Below are 21,980 nucleotides of genomic sequence, written 5' to 3'. Positions count from 1 at the left end.
CTATTCTTATTTTTTTTGAGGTAAATTGATCCAGTGAAAGCCATCTTTAGCAATGAGTGCTTCTGCATTTTCAGGGCCCCAGGAATTTGCAGGATAATTCGGGAAGTTTGTCATTTTATTGCTTTCCCAATAATCGAGAATGGGCATTACTACTTTCCATGCTTCTTCTACCTGGTCTGCACGCATAAACAGAGTCTGATCTCCTGAAATAACATCCAGTAAAAGCGTTTCATAAGCCTCCGGTGAATCTATTTTTGTTTTTCCTGAATAATCAAATATCATATCCACGGTATTCAAGGTCATTTCAAGACCGGGAGTTTTGCTTTCGAGCTGAAATCTGATCGCCATATCGGGCTGAATGCTGATGATAAGTCTGTTTGGTTTAGGAAGGTTCCTTTCACCATTATTAAATATATTATGAGGAACTTCCCTGAATTGTATGATAATATGCGAAGCCGATTTAAAAAGTCTTTTCCCTGTGCGCAAATAAAACGGTACTCCCTGCCAGCGCCAGTTATCTACATAAAACTTCATTGCTGCGTAGGTTTCAGTATTGGAATCTGCATCTACATCCACTTCTTCACGGTAACCCGAAACTTCTTTCCCTTCTACCCAGCCAGGACCATACTGCCCTCTGACTGCAATGGTATCAATCATTCCGGGAACAACTTTCCTCATGGCCTTCAATACCTCAACTTTGCGGTCCCGTACAAGGTCGGCATCAAAACTCACAGGCGGTTCCATGGCAATGATACACAGTAACTGAAGTAAATGGTTCTGAATCATATCCCTCAAAATTCCGGCATTATCAAAATAGCTTCCTCTATCTTCCACACCTATCTGTTCGGTAACCGAAATCTGAACGTGTTCGATATGGGTACGGTTCCACAGAGGCTCCATAATTGTATTGGCAAAACGAAAAGCCATAACATTCTGAACGACTTCTTTTCCTAAATAATGGTCTATTCTGTAGATCTGTTTTTCGTCAAAAATTGTCAGTAATTTCGTGTTTAAAGCTTTTGCAGATTCCAGATCCCTGCCAAATGGCTTCTCAATGATAATGCGTGTGGTTTCTTTATTATTCTCCAGTTTACTTTTTGAGATATTCTCTGCGATAGTACAGAACAGGTCCGGTGAAACTGCACAATAATAGAGGATCGAAGGATCCTGATTCCATTCTTCTTTCAGCTTATTTATTTTTGAGTCGAATTCATCGTAAGAAGCGACATCTTTTATATTGGCTGCCTGATAAGAGATATTGGAGGAAAATTTAACCCAATCTTCTTTTTTGGCTTTGCCGGTTCTGGAAAATTCATTGATTCCTGTTAATAGGGAATCCCTGTACTGCTCATCACTGAATTCCGTTCTTGAAGTGCCTATGATGGCAAACTTTTCAGGAAGCCTTTTCTCAAGGAACAGGTTGTACAATGCCGGAATGATTTTCCGTTTGGTTAAATCTCCGTTCCCCCCAAAAATAATTAAAACTGTGGGATTTACTTTTGTATCTGATGTATTTGGCATTATTTATTTTTTTAAGCTTAGATTAAAAAACAGATTAATTTTTAACATTCTCTTTCATCCATTGGGTATGAAATACACCTTCTTTGGCTTTAAGTTCATAGGTATGTGAACCAAAATAATCCCGCTGTGCCTGAATAAGGTTTGTCGGCATATTTTCATTGCGGAAATCATCGAAATACGTTAATGCTGCCGAAAATGCAGGTGTTGAAATACCATGAATTGCCGCATCTGAAACCACAGTACGGATATCTTTAATACTCTTAGTAAGGTTTGCTGCAATATTCTCATCTAAAAGTAAATGCTGCAGCTTAGGATTTTTGTTAAAAGCAGCGTAAATATCTTCTAAAAATTCTGATCGGATGATACATCCTCCACGCCATATTTTTGCAATAAGATCTAAGTTCAGATTATATTTGAATTCTTCATTCGCCTGATAGAGCATATGCATTCCCTGAGCATAGGCAGAAACCATTGCAAAATAGAAAGCCTCTTCAAGTTGATCACAATATTCACTCTCATTTTTTGCATAATGCATTTCAGTCAGGTCAGGATATATTTTCGAAGCCTGAACCCTCAGATTCTTCAAAGAAGAAAGATCACGCATGGAAACAGCAATGTCAATAACCGGGGTTGGCAAATGTAAATCCATTGCGGCCTGTGAAGTCCATTTACCCGTTCCTTTTGCTTTAGCCTCATCTCTGATGTCATCCAGCAAAAGATGGTCTTCACCTTCATTTTTATACGTGAAAATATCCCGGGTAATCTCTAATAAATAAGACTTCAATTTCCCTTCATTCCACTTTTTGTATACTTCATAGATTTTATCATTATCCATGTTAAGACCTTTTTTCATGATCTCATAGGACTCAGAAATCAGTTGCATGATGGCATACTCAATACCATTATGCACCATTTTTACAAAATGACCAGCAGAGCGTTCTCCCATAAAACCAACGGTAGGCTCACCGTCCACATGTGCTGCAATTTTCTCCAGAACAGGTTTCAGAACCTCATAGGCTTCTTTATCACCACCAGGCATCATACTGGGACCTCTTCGTGCGCCTTCTTCACCACCGGAAACACCCATTCCCACAAAATGCAGTCCCTTGCCTTCCAGTTCTTTATATCTTCGTTCGGTATCTGTATAGTGTGAGTTTCCGCCATCTATAATAATATCTCCTTTGTCCAAAACAGTTAATAGCTCCGCTATCACACTGTCTACAATTTCACCGGCAGGAACCAGCATCATTACAACTTTGGGACTTTTAAGACTGTCTGTAAAGTCCTTCAGATCTGAAAATCCATGAATATTATCACGATTCAACTGATTAAGAGCATTTACTTTTTCGGCACTGTTATCGTATCCGGCACAGTCATAACCTTGGTCTGCAATATTTTGTAATAGATTGGAACCCATTGTTCCCAAACCTATCATTCCGAATGCGGATTGATTTTTATTTTCTTGTTTCATGTTATTATTATCTTATAAAATTTTCTAGAATATTTTTAGTTGTTTCAAAATTTTCGTGCAATATACTTGTCATTCCGAGGTTTTTTGCGGCATTAACCAACATAGGCCTGTCATCAAAATAAATACATTCATCAGGTTTAACCTGTGTGATGTCCATTGCCATTTTAAAAATTCGCGGATCAGGTTTGCGTGCCCCTACATAACAGGAGGAGAAAAAACCATCAAACACCTCATGCAGTTGAAAGGTCTTAATCCGGTATTCATTAAGATCGAGATTTTCATTACTCACTGCAAACACAGGAAGATCTGTTTGTGTTTTCCATTTTTTCAGCCATTCTAACATTTGCGGCAGCTCTGTTGACTGAGCAAACATAAATTCTATGAATTCCTCTTTGGTAAAATCACGCGGTGAATAAAACAAAATGGTGTTCAGGTACTGATCCAGTGAAACGCTTCCTATCTCAAAAACATTATAGATGAAGTTGTGCAGGATATTCATTTCCTGAAAATCAAAATTAAAAACCTTCGCTGCCTTTTCACGGGATTGATAATCCCAGCCATTGGTAAGCAATACTCCTCCGATATCCATGAAGACTGCTTTTACTTTCGAAACATTCAATTCACTCATTTTTAGCCTTTTTTACGTTTTTGATCACTAATACTTTTAAGTAATTTTTCGTAGGCCTGGTTAAATTTTTCTATGCCTTCATCTTCAAGCTTCCTGGTTATTTTATCAATATCAATCCCTTTAGCTTTAAGTTCTTCCATTGTTTTCACAGCGTCATCCACATGAGCAGTCAAAGTTTCAGCTGCTATTCCATGATCGCGAAAGGCATCAATGGTTTCTATAGGAAGTGTATTGACCGTATCTTTTCCAATAATACTTTCTACATAAATGACATCACTGTATGCAGGATCCTTCGTTCCGGTACTTGCATAGAGCACCCTTTGTTTCTGCGCACCCTTTTCTTCCAGTTTTTTAAAACGTTCTCCGGAAATCATTTCGAGATAGATCTGATATGCTTTTTTTGCCGAAGCGATGGCTACTTTTCCTTTCAGGTCTGATGCTCCTTTTTCTTCAAGCATAGGGTCGACCATCACATCAATACGGCTGAGAAAGAAACTGGCCACGGAAGAAACATTCTCTATGGAGTGTCCTTCTTTAAGCCTGTCTTCAAGCCCGCCCATGAAAGCTTCTGTTACTTCCTTATAACGGGGAAGCCCGAAAAGCAGTGTTATATTAATATTAATACCTTCACGCAGACATTCACGGATGGCAATAAGGCCTTCTGCAGTTCCTGGAATTTTAATCATTACATTTTTACGGTCTACCCTTTTCCACAGTTCCCTTGCCTGCTCGATGGTTCCGTCCGTATCACGGGCCAGAAAAGGAGAAACTTCCAGGCTTACAAAACCGTCCGTACCATTGGTTCTGTCATATACCGGTTTAAAGATATCTGCAGCTCTCTGAATATCGGCAATTGCCAGATCAAAAAAAATAGCGGCATTATCTTCTTCTGTCTCTGAAAACTTTATGATATCTTCATCATAGTCTGAACTTCCGCTGATGGCCTTCTCAAAGATGGAAGGATTAGATGTCAGACCACGCAGGTCATCGTTATCAATCAGGTTTTGCAGTTTGCCTGAGTTCATCATTTCACGATCAAGCAGATCGAGCCATATACTCTGACCTAATTCACGTATTTTATTTAATGGATTCATTTTTTTTGTTTTAAAGATTAATAGATTAAAAAACCTTTCCTTATGGATGGTTTTCCAAATTCTGAATTTTTTTCAGGCGCCGAAGATGTCTTTCTGCACCAATAAATTTGGCATTCAAAAATGCCAAGACTAACTCTTCTGCACTGGCATAACCTGTTACACGTCCGCCAAGACAGATTAAATTCATATCATCATCTTCAACTCCCTGGTGTGCCGAGAAATAATCTGTAATTAAGGCAGCCCGGATACCTGAAATTTTATTGGCCGCAACACAGGCTCCCACGCCACTGCCGCAAATAGCAATACCGCGAAAAACTTCTCCGGCAGCCACTGCTTTTGCAAGGGGAATCACATAATCCGGAAAATCATCGGTATTATTTAGCTCTGTGGCTCCGAAATCTACCGGTTCGAACTTGTTTTCAGTTAAAAAAGATTTTAAGCTTTCTTTCAGTTCAAAACCGCCGTGATCGGCGCAGATTCCTATTTTTCTTATTACTGTTGACATTCCTTTTTCTATTTAATTGAGAAATGATTTTTTTAACTGGAAAGGGAGTGTACCAGGTTCGACAAAAACTTATCTGTCTTTCGAATACAAAGAGGTCGCCCTCTTCACGACATTTTCAACGGTAAATCCGTATTCTTTCATTACTTCTTCTGCTGGTGCTGATTCTCCGAATTTATCAATTCCGATCACCTCGCCATCATCAGTTGTGTATTTCATCCAGCCGACTGGTGAACCTGCTTCTACGGCTAATCTCCTGCGAATATTTTTTGGAAAAACCTCTTCTTTATAAGCTGCAGACTGTTTATCAAATAAATTCCAGCATGGCATACTTACCACACGGGCTTTTATATTATTTTTCTTCAGCTCCTCCTGTGCTTCCAAAATTAAATGAACTTCTGACCCGGTAGCCATAAGAATAATATCCGGTTCACCCTCTGAATCTGAAAGAATGTAAGCTCCTTTTTCAAGGTTTTTTGCACTGGTATATTTTTTTTGGTCAATAACCGGAATTTCCTGTCGTGTCAGGGCAAGTGCAACAGGACCGTCTTTATGTTCGATAGCAACTCTCCAGGCCTGTGCCGTTTCATTGGCATCAGCCGGCCTGATTACGGTCATATTGGGTACTGTACGCAATCCGATCAGCTGTTCTACAGGCTGATGGGTTGTTCCGTCTTCACCTAGCGCGATACTGTCATGGGTGAAAACCATAATCTGACGTATTTTCATGATGGCTGCCAACCTTAGCGGCGGGCGCATATAATCTGAAAATATTAAAAATGTTGCTCCATATGGAATTAAGTAATTACTGAGAGCCATTCCGTTGAGTACAGAGCCCATGGCATGCTCACGGATTCCAAAATGGAAATTACGCCCATCCCTCTGCTTTGCTGAAAAGGACTGATAAGCCTTTAGAACGGTATCGGTAGAAGGCGAAAGATCCGCTGAACCGCCAATCAGCTGAGGTAAATATTCTGAAATGGCATTCAGTGTATGACCTGAAGCCTTGCGGGTCGCGACGGCCGCACCAGATTCAAATACAGGAAGTTTATCTTCCCAGCCTTCGGGCAGTTTTCCTGAAATGACAGACTCGTATTCTCTGGCAAGATCCGGATGTCTGTTCTTATAGCGCTCATACAGTTCATTCCATTCAGCTTCATGTTTAGCGGATTTTTTCGCTGCTTTATGATAAAAATCTAAAACATCATCCGGAACAACGAAATTTTTATCAGGATCAAATCCGAAATTTTCTTTAACCAAACGCACTTCATCTTTTCCTAAAGGTGACCCGTGTGCAGCAGCAGAATCATGTTTGTTAGGACTTCCATAGCCAATATGGCTGCGGACTTTTATCAGTGACGGGCGGCCGGTTTCCATCTGAGCATTCTTAACCGCATTGGACAATGCCTCAAGGTCATTGATATCCGGTAAATTTTGCACATGCCATCCATAAGCTTCAAATCTTTTGGATACGTCTTCATCAAAAGCAAGATCAGTATCTCCCTCAATAGTAATATGGTTGCTGTCATAAAAATAAATAATATTTCCCAGTCCAAGATGGCCTGCAAGCGATGCTGCTTCAGCAGACACACCTTCCATAAGATCACCATCACTGCAAATTGCATAAATCCTATAGTCGAAAATATTAAAATCCGCACGGTTATAACGTTCTGCCATATATTGCTGGGCGATGGCCATTCCTACTCCATTGGCAAACCCCTGTCCCAGCGGGCCTGTAGTCACTTCGATTCCGGGAGTAAGCCTATATTCAGGATGACCAGCCGTGATGCTGTGTAACTGTCTGAAGTTTTCAATATCATTAAGGGTGATTTTATAGCCCGTTAAATACAAATAGCTATACTGAAGCATACATGCATGGCCGCAGGAAAGAATAAACCTGTCACGATTCGCCCATTCCGGGTTTTGAGGATTGTAACGCATAACTTCCGACCACAGTACATGGCCTAATGGCGCTAAGGCCATAGGAGTTCCCGGGTGTCCGGAATTTGCTTTTTGTACAGCATCGGCCGATAAAACTCTTACCGTATCAATACTTTTTTGAATTAAATTTTTAATTTCCATTGTTCTATTTTATGATTTAGCTGTTTCTGTAACTGACTCTTTTCTACTTACGAAGTCCAAGATTGAACCATTAGATCCGCCATAACTTACCTCATTAAAAGTCCATCTGATAAATGTTTTTAACTTGTTTAGAAAAGTTGTTTTAGTAATTTTAATGCTATTTCATTCTACATCAAAACTGTGACCATTTTAAAAATAAGAACCGTTATTGAATTAGAAATTAACAGAATTATTATACAATTTACCTAAAATAAATTTAACCCGCATTCAAAATATGATTAGCTTTCTGAATTATACGGAACAATAGACTGACTAATGGGCCAGGATTTAAGAATATTTAATTAAAAAAGAAAATATCCTGAGCAAAAGCGGCTTAAATAACCTTTAATAAAAATTAACACCTGGTAATCAAAATGTTATATACAATTTTATTATTTTTTATTTTTTTTTTAATAGCGGTGATTTTGCAGCACACTTTATGGAATATGCACATTTAAGACCTGTACCGATGGAATACAATTATTAAATCGTATATTTTGTCATGCTCTAAAGATCAGAAAGGTGGGTTAACTTAATTGTTTCTCAGCTTAGAAGAATACAATCACTATTTCCTATTCTTTGAATCATTTCCTAATTAGAAACGGGTGTATTGTTAAATATAGAGAGGGAATATTTCGATAATTCTGATATTCTCTGTACAATAGACTCCTGAATTCCACAATCGTCTATAATTGTAATTTGGTTAAACTTCATTCGTGAAATATAACGAAATAATAGGCCAATCAAATCTTACCTTGCCAGGGAAATGCTCTTCTCCCGCTGGCGAAAGCTCCGTGCTCGTGACTTCTCTGATTCATAAAATTAAATCTATTTCTATTAATTTCAGACAATGATTATTTGGGGATGATTTGCGTAAATTATTCTCTTTCTATTGCTGCAAATCTTTGATAATATAAGTATACCACAAAAACATAATAGTGGGTTCGTGCATTGGTAGTATTGCAACCTCTTCCCGCCATACAGTTTATTTTAATATCTTAGTACAAAATTTGAAAACTTCTTGAAGCATCAATATTCCATCATTAAAATCCAGTTAATATGAGCTATTTAAAAAGAATAATATTAATTATATGCTTTGCTGCAGGTTTCTGCCATGCCCAGCAGAAGAATAGTGATGGGAATTATAGTTTTAGCGGTTTTATTAACAAGAAAATCCCTGTAGAGCTCACAATAAGCATTTCAAAGAATGTTGTTTTAGGGAATATCAGATACTTAAACACTAAAGAAAAAAAGGCCATTAAAATCATTGGAGTACTGCGTTCTGAAAATCAATATCTTCTGAATGAATTTGAAAACAATGGGAATATTAGCGGAAATATTGATGCAGTATTAAAAAATGGTAAATTAGAAGGAACCTGGGCTTCCACAAAGTCCAACGCTGTTTATGCTATGGCGCTTAACATCCAGGCTAAAGCTAATCCGAAGCCGGAAATATTTTCACCCGGTCCTTCTTATAATTTTGCAGGAACCTATACTTATCAATATGGAGAGAAAGGATATCAGGGAAGTATCGATATTAAAAAGATAAAAGACCATACGTATTCATATAATATTGGTTCTGTGACCTCTGCTCCCGGCAGAAATATTGCAGATGCATCAGGAAAGGGGATCATAAAAAATAATCAGTTTGTTATTGAGGTCACTAAATCCTGTTCATTTCCTGTTACATTTTATAATGGATTTTTAATGATTACAAAAGCCGGATCCGGAGATTTGGGTGACTGTGAATTTGGATTTAATGCAAGTTTAGATGGTACTTACCTCAAAGTGAAATAGCTATAAATTTGTTTAGCTTATTTGGATAGAAGTATGCCGTTTACGCAAACATAAATAATGGAATGCAAATATTGATTTGCTTGTAGTTCGATGAATAATCCTATTTTTGTATGAAATTACATTAAAATCATGCAGCTTCATACGGAAAGATTAGTTTTACGTGATATTACCTCCAGTGATAAGCAGGCTCTATTTGACTATCGTTCGGATGGCCAGGCCAATAAATTCCAAAGCTGGATTCCTGAAACTTTGGAAGATGTGGAACGATTTATTGAAAAAAGCACAAAGGAATTTAATCAGCCGGAAAGCTGGTATCAGCTTTTGATCACCCATAAAGATACCAAAGCAGTGATCGGAGATATCGGGATTCACTTTTTTGGAATTGAAAATTTACAGGTAGAATTGGGCATTACATTAAATAAATCCTTTCAGGGTAAAGGGTATGCTTCTGAAGCTTTAGCAGGTATTATTGATTTTCTTTTTAATGATTTAGAGAAACACAGAATTATGACTTCCATTGATCCTGACAATACTGATTCTATTAAGTTAATGGAAAGAATCGGTTTAAGAAAGGAAGGCCACTTTGTGAAAAGCCTGTTCTGGAAAAACAATTGGGTAGATGATGTTATTTATGCAGTTCTTCAGGAAGAATGGAATACAAATAAGAAAACTGATTGATTAGCACTTTTTTAATACGATCACGATCTCCTATTCTTTGAATCATTTCTTTACTACCTATTTTTTCAATACAATTCCCGGTTGCGGAGTCAGCTTTATTCGTTGATAATCGATCAAAAAAAGCAGATAACATAGATGCCATCTGCTTTTTTTAACATTGAGAAAGTTCTGAGGCTTTCTACTTAATTTATGCTAGTCGCACATTAACTGCGTTAATGCCTTTTTTACCGTTTTCTAAATCAAATGTTACAGTGTCGTTTTCACGAATCTCATTAATTAAACCTGATGTATGTACGAAAACATCCTGACCTCCGTTTGATGGTGTAATAAAACCAAAACCTTTGGCGTCATTAAAGAATTTTACTGTTCCTTGTTGCATTGTATTATATTATAAAATTATGTATTTATTAAAACTTGTAGGCACTTGCCATTGCTTCATGATACTGATATCATTAAGCAATTAATCGATCTGTAAACAAAAAATGAAGTTGGTATTTTAGCGTCTTGAAAATATTCAATTTGAAAAAAAGGAACTTTACCTTATATATTGATGACAAAAATAGCGGCTGAAAAAGCGAAGACTGAGAAGAAAGAGTAAACTCAAAAGTTTCAGAAGAAGCATCGGCAGGAGCCTGATTATTTTACAAATGTAAGTATAATTTATTGAAAAACAAAATCTTTCGCAAATTTTATTTCTTGTTACCAGATATATTAACGATGCAGCAGTTCAATTTAATAAATTTTAAAGAACTATAGATCATATTGTAAGCTTCCGTTTTTCTAATCAATACTTATTCGAAAAGGGGCATAAGGTCTGGCATACCAAGTTGCCGTCTCTGGTTTGTCCAGCTGTTTTTCGGCAGCTTCTTTTTTTATTCTGTTCCCTGCAAGGTTAACTTCACGAAGCTTTGGGAGTTTGTTCAATATACTGATATCAGAGATTTGGTTGTAATATAGATTCAGGCGTTCCAGATTCTTTAGATTTTCCAAACCGTCTATGTTTTTGATTTGGTTTTCCTCCAGATTTAAGATTTTTAAACTGATAAGATTATCCAGCTTAGATACAATGGAAAGTTCACAATTACTTAGATCTAATTCTTCAAGACGGGAAAGGTTTTCTAAAGATACAATACTGTCAAAATCGCTTCCTGAAAGCACAAGTATTTTTAATTTTTCAAGGCCGGTGATTTCTATTTTCTGCTTTTCTGACGTCCTTAGGGCAAGTTTTTTAAGATTGGGAAATTTATCATGTATATTTATTTCACAGTATTCTCCCCTGCTATATAAGTCAAGTACTTTCAGCTGCTCTAACTGCGGAAGCTTATCAATTGTATTTACCTCTATGATTAACTTTTTAAGTAATGGCAAAACTGCTAAATTTTCGAGATCACCATCATCATGTAGAACAAGCATTTTTAAAGATTTTAAATGACCGGTTCCTTTAAAATAAAAATCACCATTGGTATATAGCTGTAATTTTTCCACATTTTTCAGATGTTGCAAATCCAGAATAATGGGCTCGGCAATTTTCGACTCCTGTTCTTCAATATAAATCTTCAGTTCCAGATCTTTAAGGGATCTCATAGATAGGATCTCTTGTGCAAATTCTACAGATTCTGCCTTGATAACAAGTTTTTCTAATGCTGTAAAATATTTTATCTGATCAATTTTCAGAATAGCTTCAGTATCCAGAAGAATGATTTTTTTAAGACTCCCTTTCAGAGACAAAAGTTTTTCAATATCCAGGTAATCTCGACCTTCAAAACGATCAACTGAAAAACTTATATAGTCCAATTTTGTAAAATATCTGAAAAACTCCTGATTTTTGATCTCAGTTGCGTTAAAATCAATTCTTTGAATTTTGGGTGCAATTAATGAATAATCATCCAGATCTATGGAACATTTCTTAAAACATAGTTCATTTAATCTCGAAAAATACTTTATCAGGGGTGTATTGATAAGTGTACAGCCTTCTACTGTTAAACATCGAACGTATGGAGCGATTGACAGGAGAAGTTCTGTATTAAAATTAGGTATTATCGAATCTTTATCCCAATCATAAGAAGATATTCCTGATTCAATGATACATTCCTGTAATTCAAATGGTTTTACATTACTATCCGGAATACTCAGATCATTAATTTTTATACCAGGATATAAGTAAAGGCTTTTTAAATCTGGAAAATGGTAAATACTTTTTAAACTCTCTATTTCACAATCGTATAACTTTAAAGCACTTACGCCATTCGAAATTGACGTAAATAAATCGAAGTCCTTCAATTTCATATTCCCAAATGTTAAAAAAGTGAATATTTCGTGGGACTCTCGTTCGTATTTAATGTCGTTTGCTGACTCAATGAAATTGGTATCATCTATGGTCAGGCTATATAATGTAGGGAAAAGATTTAACTCATAAATATTGCATACCGTGCATTTAGTGAATGTAACATCATGAAGATGATTAGAAACAGGTAAGAAAAAACCCGGGTGTGGAACCTTCATGTCTTCCAAATCTATACTTCGAAAATTACCGGGAGTTGTCTCGGTTTTAGGTATGTCCGGATCAAAAGTTCCTTCAATGGAAATTGAACATTTCTTCAGAATGAGAGTTTGCAGCTTCTTCATGAGATGCAAGCCGTTGGCATCAGTAATTGAGCATTCTATTAATGTTAATCTTTCAAGTGTTTCGAAAACAGGTTCAAGAGCAGAGAAATTTTCAAAATGTATGTTTGAAAGAGATAGATAACTTGACCTGCCAGAAATATAAAAAGAGTTTTCACTTTTTTTATCTTCTTTTTCTAATTTGATATTGAGAGCATTCTCCAGTCTGTTGATAATGGTATTAGTATCACTCATATTTTTTAAAATAAAACTAACAATAGATGAGTTTAAAATAATTTTTCAGTTGTCTTTCGGAATATACCTGCTATAAAATTCTCCAGTCCCTCTTGCATCAAGTCTTCCAACAATTACTTCAATTGAACTTTTTGACAATTCAATATTCGGTCTTAATTCATAATGCTCTCTTGATCCACTTGGTAAAAAATTGTTATCTATCTTTTCCTGATCCAGTTCTGCTAATTTCATTAATAATTGAGCAAGCGATTTTAATCCTTCAGAATTTCCGTGTATTAATATTTGATCCTTATCATCAGAAAAGAATACATCCAAATGACCTTCTATTTCTTTTCCTTTTATCTGTTTACAGTCCATTGTCATCAATTTTGTAGTTCTAAAAAATCATACATAAACCCAAGATGTACACATTGTGCCGGTATGAACTATTTATAAAGACTCTAATAGGATTTTTTTATTTCACTTCATCTTCAAATTCTAAAAAATCTTCATGAAGCCCCTGGATCATCTGTCCTGTAGCTTCATAATTTTCATCGGTCTTCATCAGTGTCCAGCTTATTTTATCCCGCTCAGCTTCCTGGTTTCCTTCATCTAAGAGCCCAATGACATTGTAAATAATACCTTTAGAGTAAGAGGTTAGAAGGCTCAATAATTTTTCCTCTCCAACGATGTCTTTTATAGCGTTATACTTTTCCTCTACGTCATCATCAAAGTCAGAGGCCATAGCGATATTGTCGTCTGTAGATTTTGCGATGTCGAACAGAGACTTAAGGATGAGAAACCTGGCAAACTGTGGTATTCCTTCTGTAACTTCGCTGGAAGCCCAACTGGACGGATTTTTGGCACCCGCATTGCTCAGTCTCATGACTAAGCTTTCATATTCTTCTTTTTGCAGGTCTGTGAATGTAGATCTCATAGGTTCTTTATATTTTTTGTCAGCAGCATCATGCCGGCTGCATTTTATTCTTTAATTAAGTACAACCAAAATGGGTATAACGTTTTGACACTTAGAGAGGGCAGCCATTCCGAATCCTAAACGTTCTACTAAAATACAAATATCTGCCGAAGCACAAACAGAGAATTATATACTTTCTTTCTGCTGTTGCCAACCCCTTGTTAGTAGTAGGTAATTATTTTTCATTAAGAATTTGTTGTAATATTAATGCTGTTGCTTTGGCATCATCTAATGCCCTATGAAATTTAAAGTCCTCTTTCACATTCATTTTTTCTAAAACTCGTTCTAATGAAATTCCGGATGTAGAGATGTTTTTTTTGGCCAGCCAATAAACACCCAGTGCTCTGATGTCAAAACCTCCTCCAACAAAATATTTATTGTAATCAAATCCAAATTCCGTAAATTCTTTCCTCAAAAGCGGTAAGTCGTAGTACAATCCCCAACCCGCTAAAGTTGATTTATTTTTTTCTCCGTACCAATCTAAAAACAGAAGAATAGCTTCATCGAAATACTTTTCATTTTCAACCATTTCATTTGTAATGTTTGTAATGTCCGTGATCTCAGGTAAAATTGGAAAATGTTTTGGTTTTATTAAAATTGACAATTCACTTTTTATTTCAAAAGTTTTCCTGTCTAATTTTACAGCCCCTATTTCTATTATATTAGTTTCATTTATTTCATTTTTTCCAAAAGTTTTGCAACTTCCTTCTAAATCATAAATGACTAAATCACTTGAAAATTTCATATAAATTTTTTTAATAAATCTACCTTAGTGGCCTATGACATTTTATGCAGTACAATTCATCCTGTTGAATCGGATCTGTCACAAATATTTCACTTACATGCTATCTAAGGATTTCTCAAAGATATGTTCTTAGTACGCAATCTATTGGCGTACTTTTTAAATAATCTTCATTCAGGTCCTCTTCGTTCAAATTGGTTGAAAATAACTGAAATAGGAAATAAGAAGCGTTCCATAACCATTGCCACAAAAATCAAAGTATAGCATGAATTCGGTATTTATTCTATGAAGTCATTTAAACTTATATATAAAAAAGGTTTAACTATTTTTTACAATCTGATATTCAGAAAATTAAGATCACTGCAATAATTGATGATTGACATACCAAAAAACCTGCTTTAATCTTATCATAAACTGAACAGGTTAAATTTTAGAAATTATATTGAGCTATCGCTATCTAAATCTCAGATTTAGAGAAATAATATCGGAACTCATTCCTACAGATTTGGTGTAATGTCCGTATCTTATCTCCAGCATATTCATGCGTTCTATTCCAGACAACCCATTTTTAGGACTGAGACGGATACCTGCTCCGTAAAAATTACGGTTAAAGGTCGACAGATCGTAATTACTTGTATAATAATCATCAAAAGCAGTATGTTGCTCATAAGGAGCAAAATATTTAGTTCCTTTCTGAGAATAATATCTATAGAACGGACTTATTGAAACAAAAGGAGATATTTTTACAGGAGCTTCAATACTGAGGGTATTTGATCTTATCCCCCAACTGTCTGTATAAAACCTGTAATAAGTTCTCAGGATAAATTTATCTCCCAAAAAGTAATTAGCCCTCACTCCCAAAGGAAGTTTAAATCTTTTATCAGGTAAAGCCTCCTGATGCACGAAACCATCTGTAAAATAAACTCTGTGGAACGGCAAACTCAAAAATCCTGTCTGCTGAACAGCATCGGTCATAAATTCAACCTGAAAATTCTGATTGATAATCTGAGAATAGGCTAAGGACAAAGCAAAGGTATTTCTTCCGCTTGTTCCATAGTTTTCATGTCCCCCACCTGTTGAATTTCCGGTACGCAGTTCTATGGGGGGTATCAGTTTTACCTGGTCAAGATAGGTCTGAAACTTTGCTGTAAACTCTCCCATCCTGTTGCCTGTTTTCTGTGCAAAACCAATATTCGCCCCGTAAGACTGATAATCAAATTCAGTAGAAAATGATATTCCACCAAAAAGTGGACTTCCTTTATTTTCATTCTCACGGCTCCATTGAAGCGCAGGATATATTCTGGTATCTGCATGAGAGGCTGAAGAATTCGCTTTTAGATCAATCATATCAGAAGAAGCTGAGGTATAATGATCGACTCCTACACTCAGATTTAATTTATTTTTTCTCTGCTTGCTATCATATTTTACCATCGTAACATCGATCATATTGGAAAGATCTGTAAGCTTTTCCGATCCTACTCCTCCGGTAACAGCAGAATTATTCCCATCCTGATGGTAATAACTTGATACCAGATTGGCTTCTTCAAAACTTAACTTTTTGGAGTGTGCTGTGTTTGAGTTTTCCTGAGCTTTTAAGCTTATGAACCCCAAAAGAGCCCATATACTCATTACAATTTTTTTCATGTCTGATTCTTTTAAATTTTAAAAATTGCAACGATTCTCTAATTACAACCACAGCCACCTCCTACTTTTCCGGAGTTAGCTCCCGAGGAGCCTTCTCTATAGGATTGGAAATTAAGCTCAGTCTTCTCTATAGTTCTGTTTCCTAATGCCATTTCCGCATCATTAAGCTTTGCCTTATCATACTCTTTTAAAGCAGTACAGGAGTGGATAAGGATAATGGTAATGACAGCCAGTAAGTATGTCCATTTTTTTTTATTTTATTATTCATTGTAAATTAATGTTTTGAGATGAATAGACTGTATTGTCATCATCTATAATAATACATTCCAGATGGTGAATCTGATTCACCAGATTCAAAGCTGCTTTTACTCCCATAATGCCCACGGGAGTTGTCATAGCATCCGCAATTTCTGCATTTGGGCAGAAGATGGTTACACTTTTAATTCCTGATACAGGCATTCCGGTTTTAGGATTAATGGTATGAGAATATTTTTTACCGTTGATAACGACAAATTTTTCATCATTTCCTGAGGTTGCCACTGCCATATCCGTGATATTCATATATGAAAATGGCTGTTTTGCGTAGTCCGGATCTGCAATGCCTACGGTCCATGGCTTTCCGTTACTCTGCATTCCCCAGGTGGCGAGATCTCCCGAAGCATTTACAATTCCTGATTTAACGCCTCTTTTGATAAGTAATCTTTTAGCCATTTCAGCAGCATATACTTTTCCGATTCCACCGAAGCTAATCCTCATCCCTTTTTTCCTGAGAAAAACAGTACATTCTTCAGGGTTTAGAAGAATATTCTGATAATTGACAAGCTTTAAATGATTTTCTATAAGTTGTAGATCTGGAAGCCGTCTCATATTCCGGTCAAAATTCCAGAAAATTTTATCAATCCCACTATAGGAAATATCAAAATATCCATCAGTAATCCGGCTGATGCGAAGGCTTCTTTCAATGAGCTCAAACACTTCCTGATCCACTTTTACAGGATTTATTCCTGCATGATCATTGATCTGGCTGGTCTGACTATTTTCACTAAAAGTAGTTAGTAATTTTTCAATTCTCTGAATTTCTGTAACTGCAGCATCAATATGCTTATAAGCCCTGTCTTCATTTTCATCAACTACTGTTATTTCAAAAGCATTTCCCATCAGTCTTTGAGGCTTTTTGAACTCTCTTAACATCTTTTTTATTTTCTTTGCTGTTGCACATCCCTTATTTCTTTGCTGAAAGCGAGGGCATTTTCCGAAAGAAGACCTTCCCAGCTTTTCAGTATTTTTCCATTTTGATCAAGTAGTAAAGTATAAGGAAATAATCCTTTTGAATTATACTGATCGGCAAGGGCACTATTTTCCTTTTTCATTTCGGAAGAAAACTGTTTTTTTTTATTTCTGGGAAAATCAGCATTGATATAAACAATAATATTCACTGCTTTTTTCTTCAAAATAAATATGAAGTTCAGCAGAATGTTCTTCTGCTTTGAGGATATCAAAGTGTTCAACTAGAAATTCTGGAAGTAAAAATTTAAGAAGGTCGTAATCGCTTAGCATAAAGCAAAGATAATGCAACTAAACACCCCCCCAGCTTTTGAGACTGATCCATAAGTTCTGGTATTCTGAATCACAGATCTATCTTCATCAACATCTTATATTGATAGTTTTAGAAGGAAACAGAATACCTGCCCAATCAAAAAATGATTGAGAAAAAAAGTTTAAGATTGATAAAACTTTGGGGGTTCCCAGATAGAATTTAAAATTTCGTTGTTATAAAGAACACTTTTGTAAAAGGTTTTCTTTATTTCTTTTAAGCTATAAGCCCTTTCCGTAAAATAAAGATCCAAAGATGGATTGATAGTAAAAGCCACTGAAAGAAGGCCTACCTGTGAAACAAAAGGCAATTTCTGATCTTTATCATAATCACTGTCTTTAACAGGATTATCATAATGTGTTTTCAGAAATGCAGTGAGAGACATTTCAGGGTTGAGTTCTTTATGTTCAATATAATGCTCAATCAGCAATGGCATTTTCAAAAGCTAATACAATTCGGTTGTAGAAACCAAATATAACGATAACAATAATATGGGAATCAGCTTTTTCACTGTATCAAAATTATGAAATCTTTCGTTAAGAATGATTTTAAATAACCTCTTTAAACATCTCATTCAATATTTTATTATGCTTGAGACTAACAAACCTGTATGTGTTTTCTTCTGATTACTTCTTATTCAGAACTAAGGCCCTTACCCTATTTTAGTTTATTTAGTTGCTTAATCTTTCCATTGAGTATCTGACACTTAATCTCAATAAAAAGTGTGATATGTGCAACAATTAATCAATCTTATGTAAAGCACTGATTAACAAATAAATGTAAATTTACATCATTGAAATAAAGAAATTTCAATGAGATGCCGTACTCATGAAAACTAATTCAGAATTACAGAAAGATGTTCAAAATGCCATTAGATGGGAACCTCTATTACGTTCAGCCGAAATTCGGGTTACCGCAAAAGATGGAGTTGTTTCTCTGACGGGTGTAGTTGACAGTTTTACAAAAAAGGCAGAAGCAGAAGCAGCTGCCAGGAAAATTACCGGCGTAAAAGCACTGGTAGAAAATATTGAGGTAAATCTTCCAAACTCCTGGACAAAAAGTGATGCAGATATTGCCAATGAAGTATTGGCAGCACTAAAATCTAACTATAAAGTCCCTGATGACCAAGTAAGTGTAAAAGTAGAAGACGGGTGCGTCATTTTAGGAGGAGAGCTCAACTGGAATTATGAGAAAGAGGCTGCAAAAAATGCAATCACTTTTCTTCCCGGTATCAAGGTAATCACCAATAATATTACAATCAAATCAGAAATGCATGAGGAGATTGATAAAAAAGATATTGAAAACGCATTAAAAAGCAGCGTAATTGATGATCGTGATATCAGAGTATCTGTGTCAGGCAAGATAGTAACCTTAGAAGGAACTGTCAACTCCTGGTATGCCAAAGAAGAAGTCGGTCATATTGTATGGAAAGCTCCAGGAATCCTTGAAGTTAAAAACAATCTGGAAGTTGACTATGGATATGACTATTAAATAAAATTACAATGAAAAATACAGAATCAAACAGTAAAACAGAACAGGAAAGTATTCCTAAAGCTGAAAACAACAGAGGTATTGAAAACCACAAAAAAGCAGCCACTCATTTTGAAGCTGCAGCCAAAAGCCACCGTGAGGCAGCAAGACACCATGAAGATGGTAACCATGAAAAAGCAGCAAAAAGTACCGTTGAAGCGCACGGCCATGCCTCTCTTGGTAGAGATGCACAAAAAGAAGATGCTAAATACCACGCTTCCAATCTAAAATAATCAGCTATTCCTTAAAAGCACTTACTAAAAGGTGCTTTTAAGTTTATTCTTCACAATTTACAAAGCAATTTCTTATGAGCTAAATGATAGATCAGTATATAACACCTTAATTCATCGATTTTTACAACAGGGTTAAGAAAAATACATACTATCCAATAAGGTTTAAACATACAGAAATAAACTGTAAATACACATGGTGTAGGCCGTATATCAATATTTACAGTCCGAAAAAAATCTAATTTCACTTTACAGAACAAAAAAATCCGGACACAGAAAGTCAACGGCTATTTCTCTATAAAACGGATCTGAATAAGTGAATGGTCCTATTCTTTTAATAACACTTAAATTTAAAATAATGAAAAATATAACAATTTTAACTGTTGCTGCAATAACGGCAATAATGTTTGGCTGTAACCAGACTTCCCAAAAAAAGGAGACCAATTCAAAGGCAGATTTTACAGAAGCAAAAAAAGAATCAAATGACGCAAGTGCTAATGAAAATAACATTTTAAAAGCAAAAACAACTGCAGAATGGAAGCAATTCAAAACTGAAGCTGATAATGAGATCGCAAAACTGGATCAGGATCTTACAAAATTAGATATGGGTTTAAAAAAGATGAACACCAATGATAAGCAAAAATTTGATGGTGACTATAACCAGGCAAAGAAAGATATCATGGTACTTAAAGATAAACTCAACAAGAAGAATAGAGCTTTTGACAGCGATATGAAAAATTTTGGTAATAAAACATACGAAGAAAACAAAATATTTCAAAAAGATTTTAAAACCGAATTGACAAAAGTAGATCTATCCCTCAAAAAACTAATCCAAGATGATAAGAAATAGAAACTTTCTATTGATAAGCCAGTATCATAAAATAAAAATACCTTGTTGGGACAATTATGTTTCAACTTAAAATCAGAAAAAATGAAAAATAAAATTTTAAAATTATTTGCAATTACCGTCATGTCCATTGTATTTACAACATCCATGTATGGTCAGAGAAATACAGAGACTGAAGATCAGGCAGTAACTCAGTCACGGATTCCTAATTTAGTAAGCCAAAACTTTGTTAATGAATATCCTACAGTGGTCAACGTTGAGTGGCGTGGTTATCCGAAACAGGTTTTTAATACTGAATGGTATGATTATAACCCGTCTAAGCAGTCGTTTAAACCTTCTGAATATTATGTTGCTGACTTTACAAATGCTGAAACTCACCTGAAAGCAATATATTCAAAGGACGGAAAGAAAATTTCGGTTCGGGAAATAATCAGTTCGGAGCTTCCTTATTCTATTTCATATGCTCTAAGAAATGGAGATTACAGTGACTGGAAAATTTCCAGAGAAAAAGAAATTATATATGGAGACTCTGCAATGAAGCCCATGAAAATATATAAAGTCAAGATAAAAAACGGAACTTCAGAACGGGACCTGTTCTATTCTGTAGACGGCGAACTGTTAAAAGACAAAGTGATTAAATAACCAAATCAATAAAATCTACTGATCAGCAATGCTTTTTAGTTGAATTTTGAAGCCAACTTCAATTTTAAAAATATGGAAAAGAAAAACATAAAAAAGAAACCCGCAGTCACCAAATTACTGAAAGACAAACTTTTGGAATCGGTAAACAGGGTACTTACCAATAATCAGTCTGAACTGACCGATAAAATGGAAAAGATTGTAAGAAAATCGCTTAAACCTATTTCAAGAAAGGTAAAAAAACAATTAAAACGAGCCAGGAAACAAGCTGCTAAATAGCACTAAAACCTTATCTTTCTGAGAAGATCCAGGAGGGGCTATATTACTTAAAATCATTAAAATCCCAACATCCCAAAATTTTAATTACAACAATTATCAGTTCCAGAGAATGCACCTGGACGATCATTGGATGATTCTACTTTTTGGGATCTTTATTTTTTCATCGTTAGTATACTTTTTAAAATTTGTCCACGCAATAGTAAATAGAAATACTGAGCCCTTCAATATTAAATACTTTCTTTTAACAATCGGAATGTTAAATTAATTCTCTCTTTCATCGGTACACCGGATTTTGCTATCCTATGCTCCCAATGTTCCTGCAGATCTCCTTTCATAATGAGTAAAGTCCCATGCGGTAACGGCAGACTGTACTTACTTTGATGATGATCTTTTTTCCTGAAATCAAAATTTCTGGTTTGCCCCAGGCTGATAGAAGCAATTACCGGCCGTTTCCCATATCGGCTTTCTTTATCCCTATGCCAGGCTACAGAGTCATTCTGGTTACGATAAAGGTTTAATAAAACACCATTAAACCGGCAGTCAAATTCTTTTTCAATTCTTTCTTTTATAGAAAACAGTTCCGGAGTCCAGGGATTTGTTGTTTTTTTTCTTTCCCGGACATCCCCGTACCAGGCTGTAAGGCGGGGAGTCAGTACGGTCTTATCATACATTTTCTGAGTGCTCTGCTCCCAAAGAGCGGTATTGAGCAATTTATCTTTTAGCAGATCAGCCTCTTCCATGCTCAGGAAGTTCTCTCTGTATTCCAAAAGGTCTTTTGGAAATTCATAAAATTCTTCTGTATTAAATAAACTTAACTGGTTCATTATCAATAATACTTTTTATTAATTAGTT

General features: G+C 35.7%; 24 protein-coding genes. 7 read left to right on the top strand and 17 right to left on the bottom strand.

What is annotated here, in order from left to right:
* Window positions 1–6 precede the first annotated feature (6 nt).
* The 6 genes from zwf to tkt all read right to left on the bottom strand — a co-directional run bounded on the left by zwf (window position 7) and on the right by tkt (window position 7,298).
* Window positions 7–1,521, bottom strand: a complete 1,515-nt coding sequence (gene zwf, locus LF887_RS10585) for a glucose-6-phosphate dehydrogenase (protein ID WP_236859155.1) — start codon at window positions 1,519–1,521, stop codon at window positions 7–9.
* Window positions 1,522–1,555: 34 nt separating this feature from the next.
* Complete coding sequence (gndA, locus tag LF887_RS10580) at window positions 1,556–2,992, bottom strand: NADP-dependent phosphogluconate dehydrogenase (protein ID WP_236859154.1); 1,437 nt, start codon at window positions 2,990–2,992, stop codon at window positions 1,556–1,558.
* 7 nt (window positions 2,993–2,999) lie between these two features.
* Complete coding sequence (locus tag LF887_RS10575) at window positions 3,000–3,620, bottom strand: HAD family hydrolase (RefSeq protein ID WP_236859153.1); 621 nt, start codon at window positions 3,618–3,620, stop codon at window positions 3,000–3,002.
* 2 nt (window positions 3,621–3,622) lie between these two features.
* Window positions 3,623–4,714, bottom strand: a complete 1,092-nt coding sequence (tal, locus tag LF887_RS10570) for a transaldolase (RefSeq protein WP_236859152.1) — start codon at window positions 4,712–4,714, stop codon at window positions 3,623–3,625.
* A gap of 40 nt (window positions 4,715–4,754) precedes the next feature.
* A complete protein-coding gene (locus tag LF887_RS10565; RefSeq protein WP_236859151.1) occupies window positions 4,755–5,219 on the bottom strand; it encodes an RpiB/LacA/LacB family sugar-phosphate isomerase in 465 nt (154 codons plus the stop codon).
* Between the two features lie 69 nt (window positions 5,220–5,288).
* Window positions 5,289–7,298, bottom strand: a complete 2,010-nt coding sequence (tkt, locus tag LF887_RS10560; protein ID WP_236859150.1) for a transketolase — start codon at window positions 7,296–7,298, stop codon at window positions 5,289–5,291.
* Window positions 7,299–8,396: 1,098 nt separating this feature from the next.
* Here tkt and LF887_RS10555 point away from each other — a divergent pair.
* Both LF887_RS10555 and LF887_RS10550 read left to right on the top strand, forming a co-directional pair.
* Window positions 8,397–9,134, top strand: coding sequence for a hypothetical protein (locus LF887_RS10555; protein WP_236859149.1), 738 nt, complete (start codon window positions 8,397–8,399; stop codon window positions 9,132–9,134).
* Between the two features lie 129 nt (window positions 9,135–9,263).
* Window positions 9,264–9,812, top strand: coding sequence for a GNAT family N-acetyltransferase (locus LF887_RS10550; protein ID WP_236859148.1), 549 nt, complete (start codon window positions 9,264–9,266; stop codon window positions 9,810–9,812).
* 187 nt (window positions 9,813–9,999) lie between these two features.
* Here LF887_RS10550 and LF887_RS10545 read toward each other — a convergent pair whose 3' ends face one another.
* The 10 genes from LF887_RS10545 to LF887_RS10500 form a co-directional block, all read right to left on the bottom strand.
* Complete coding sequence (locus LF887_RS10545) at window positions 10,000–10,191, bottom strand: cold-shock protein (protein WP_236859147.1); 192 nt, start codon at window positions 10,189–10,191, stop codon at window positions 10,000–10,002.
* Between the two features lie 401 nt (window positions 10,192–10,592).
* Entirely contained in the window at window positions 10,593–12,668 is a 2,076-nt protein-coding gene (locus tag LF887_RS10540) for a leucine-rich repeat domain-containing protein (RefSeq protein ID WP_236859146.1), read from the bottom strand.
* Window positions 12,669–12,713: 45 nt separating this feature from the next.
* Window positions 12,714–13,025 carry a hypothetical protein gene (locus LF887_RS10535; protein WP_236859145.1) on the bottom strand — a complete coding sequence of 104 codons (312 nt, stop codon included), beginning with the start codon at window positions 13,023–13,025 and terminating at the stop codon, window positions 12,714–12,716.
* A gap of 97 nt (window positions 13,026–13,122) precedes the next feature.
* Complete coding sequence (locus LF887_RS10530) at window positions 13,123–13,584, bottom strand: hypothetical protein (protein ID WP_236859144.1); 462 nt, start codon at window positions 13,582–13,584, stop codon at window positions 13,123–13,125.
* Window positions 13,585–13,798: 214 nt separating this feature from the next.
* Complete coding sequence (locus tag LF887_RS10525) at window positions 13,799–14,368, bottom strand: 3'-5' exonuclease (protein WP_236859143.1); 570 nt, start codon at window positions 14,366–14,368, stop codon at window positions 13,799–13,801.
* Window positions 14,369–14,818: 450 nt separating this feature from the next.
* The gene (locus LF887_RS10520; RefSeq protein WP_236859142.1) at window positions 14,819–16,009 is read right to left on the bottom strand and encodes a DUF3570 domain-containing protein; all 1,191 of its coding nucleotides are present in this window, start codon (window positions 16,007–16,009) and stop codon (window positions 14,819–14,821) included.
* 38 nt (window positions 16,010–16,047) lie between these two features.
* Complete coding sequence (locus LF887_RS24410) at window positions 16,048–16,161, bottom strand: DUF4266 domain-containing protein (RefSeq protein ID WP_410681122.1); 114 nt, start codon at window positions 16,159–16,161, stop codon at window positions 16,048–16,050.
* Between the two features lie 112 nt (window positions 16,162–16,273).
* Window positions 16,274–17,200 carry an FAD:protein FMN transferase gene (locus LF887_RS10510; protein WP_236859141.1) on the bottom strand — a complete coding sequence of 309 codons (927 nt, stop codon included), beginning with the start codon at window positions 17,198–17,200 and terminating at the stop codon, window positions 16,274–16,276.
* A 5-nt stretch (window positions 17,201–17,205) separates the two neighbouring features.
* Window positions 17,206–17,379, bottom strand: coding sequence for a hypothetical protein (locus tag LF887_RS10505; protein ID WP_236859140.1), 174 nt, complete (start codon window positions 17,377–17,379; stop codon window positions 17,206–17,208).
* A gap of 348 nt (window positions 17,380–17,727) precedes the next feature.
* Complete coding sequence (locus tag LF887_RS10500; RefSeq protein WP_236859139.1) at window positions 17,728–18,039, bottom strand: hypothetical protein; 312 nt, start codon at window positions 18,037–18,039, stop codon at window positions 17,728–17,730.
* 392 nt (window positions 18,040–18,431) lie between these two features.
* Here LF887_RS10500 and LF887_RS10495 point away from each other — a divergent pair, with 392 nt between their 5' ends.
* The 5 genes from LF887_RS10495 to LF887_RS10475 all read left to right on the top strand — a co-directional run bounded on the left by LF887_RS10495 (window position 18,432) and on the right by LF887_RS10475 (window position 21,128).
* Complete coding sequence (locus LF887_RS10495) at window positions 18,432–19,094, top strand: BON domain-containing protein (protein ID WP_236859138.1); 663 nt, start codon at window positions 18,432–18,434, stop codon at window positions 19,092–19,094.
* 11 nt (window positions 19,095–19,105) lie between these two features.
* Window positions 19,106–19,366, top strand: a complete 261-nt coding sequence (locus tag LF887_RS10490; RefSeq protein WP_236859137.1) for a hypothetical protein — start codon at window positions 19,106–19,108, stop codon at window positions 19,364–19,366.
* Window positions 19,367–19,679: 313 nt separating this feature from the next.
* Window positions 19,680–20,213 carry a hypothetical protein gene (locus tag LF887_RS10485; protein WP_236859136.1) on the top strand — a complete coding sequence of 178 codons (534 nt, stop codon included), beginning with the start codon at window positions 19,680–19,682 and terminating at the stop codon, window positions 20,211–20,213.
* A gap of 81 nt (window positions 20,214–20,294) precedes the next feature.
* A complete protein-coding gene (locus LF887_RS10480) occupies window positions 20,295–20,852 on the top strand; it encodes a hypothetical protein (protein ID WP_236859135.1) in 558 nt (185 codons plus the stop codon).
* Window positions 20,853–20,924: 72 nt separating this feature from the next.
* Window positions 20,925–21,128, top strand: coding sequence for a hypothetical protein (locus LF887_RS10475; RefSeq protein ID WP_236859134.1), 204 nt, complete (start codon window positions 20,925–20,927; stop codon window positions 21,126–21,128).
* Between the two features lie 227 nt (window positions 21,129–21,355).
* On the opposite strand, the gene LF887_RS10470 is transcribed toward LF887_RS10475, so the two are convergent.
* Entirely contained in the window at window positions 21,356–21,952 is a 597-nt protein-coding gene (locus tag LF887_RS10470; RefSeq protein WP_236859133.1) for an alpha-ketoglutarate-dependent dioxygenase AlkB family protein, read from the bottom strand.
* Window positions 21,953–21,980: the final 28 nt, after the last annotated feature.

It is taken from the genome of Chryseobacterium sp. MEBOG06 (genome assembly GCF_021869765.1).
Classification (GTDB): Bacteria; Bacteroidota; Bacteroidia; order Flavobacteriales; family Weeksellaceae; genus Chryseobacterium.
The sequence above is the reverse complement of the archived record's forward strand: the minus strand, read 5'-3'. Positions and strand labels throughout refer to the sequence as shown.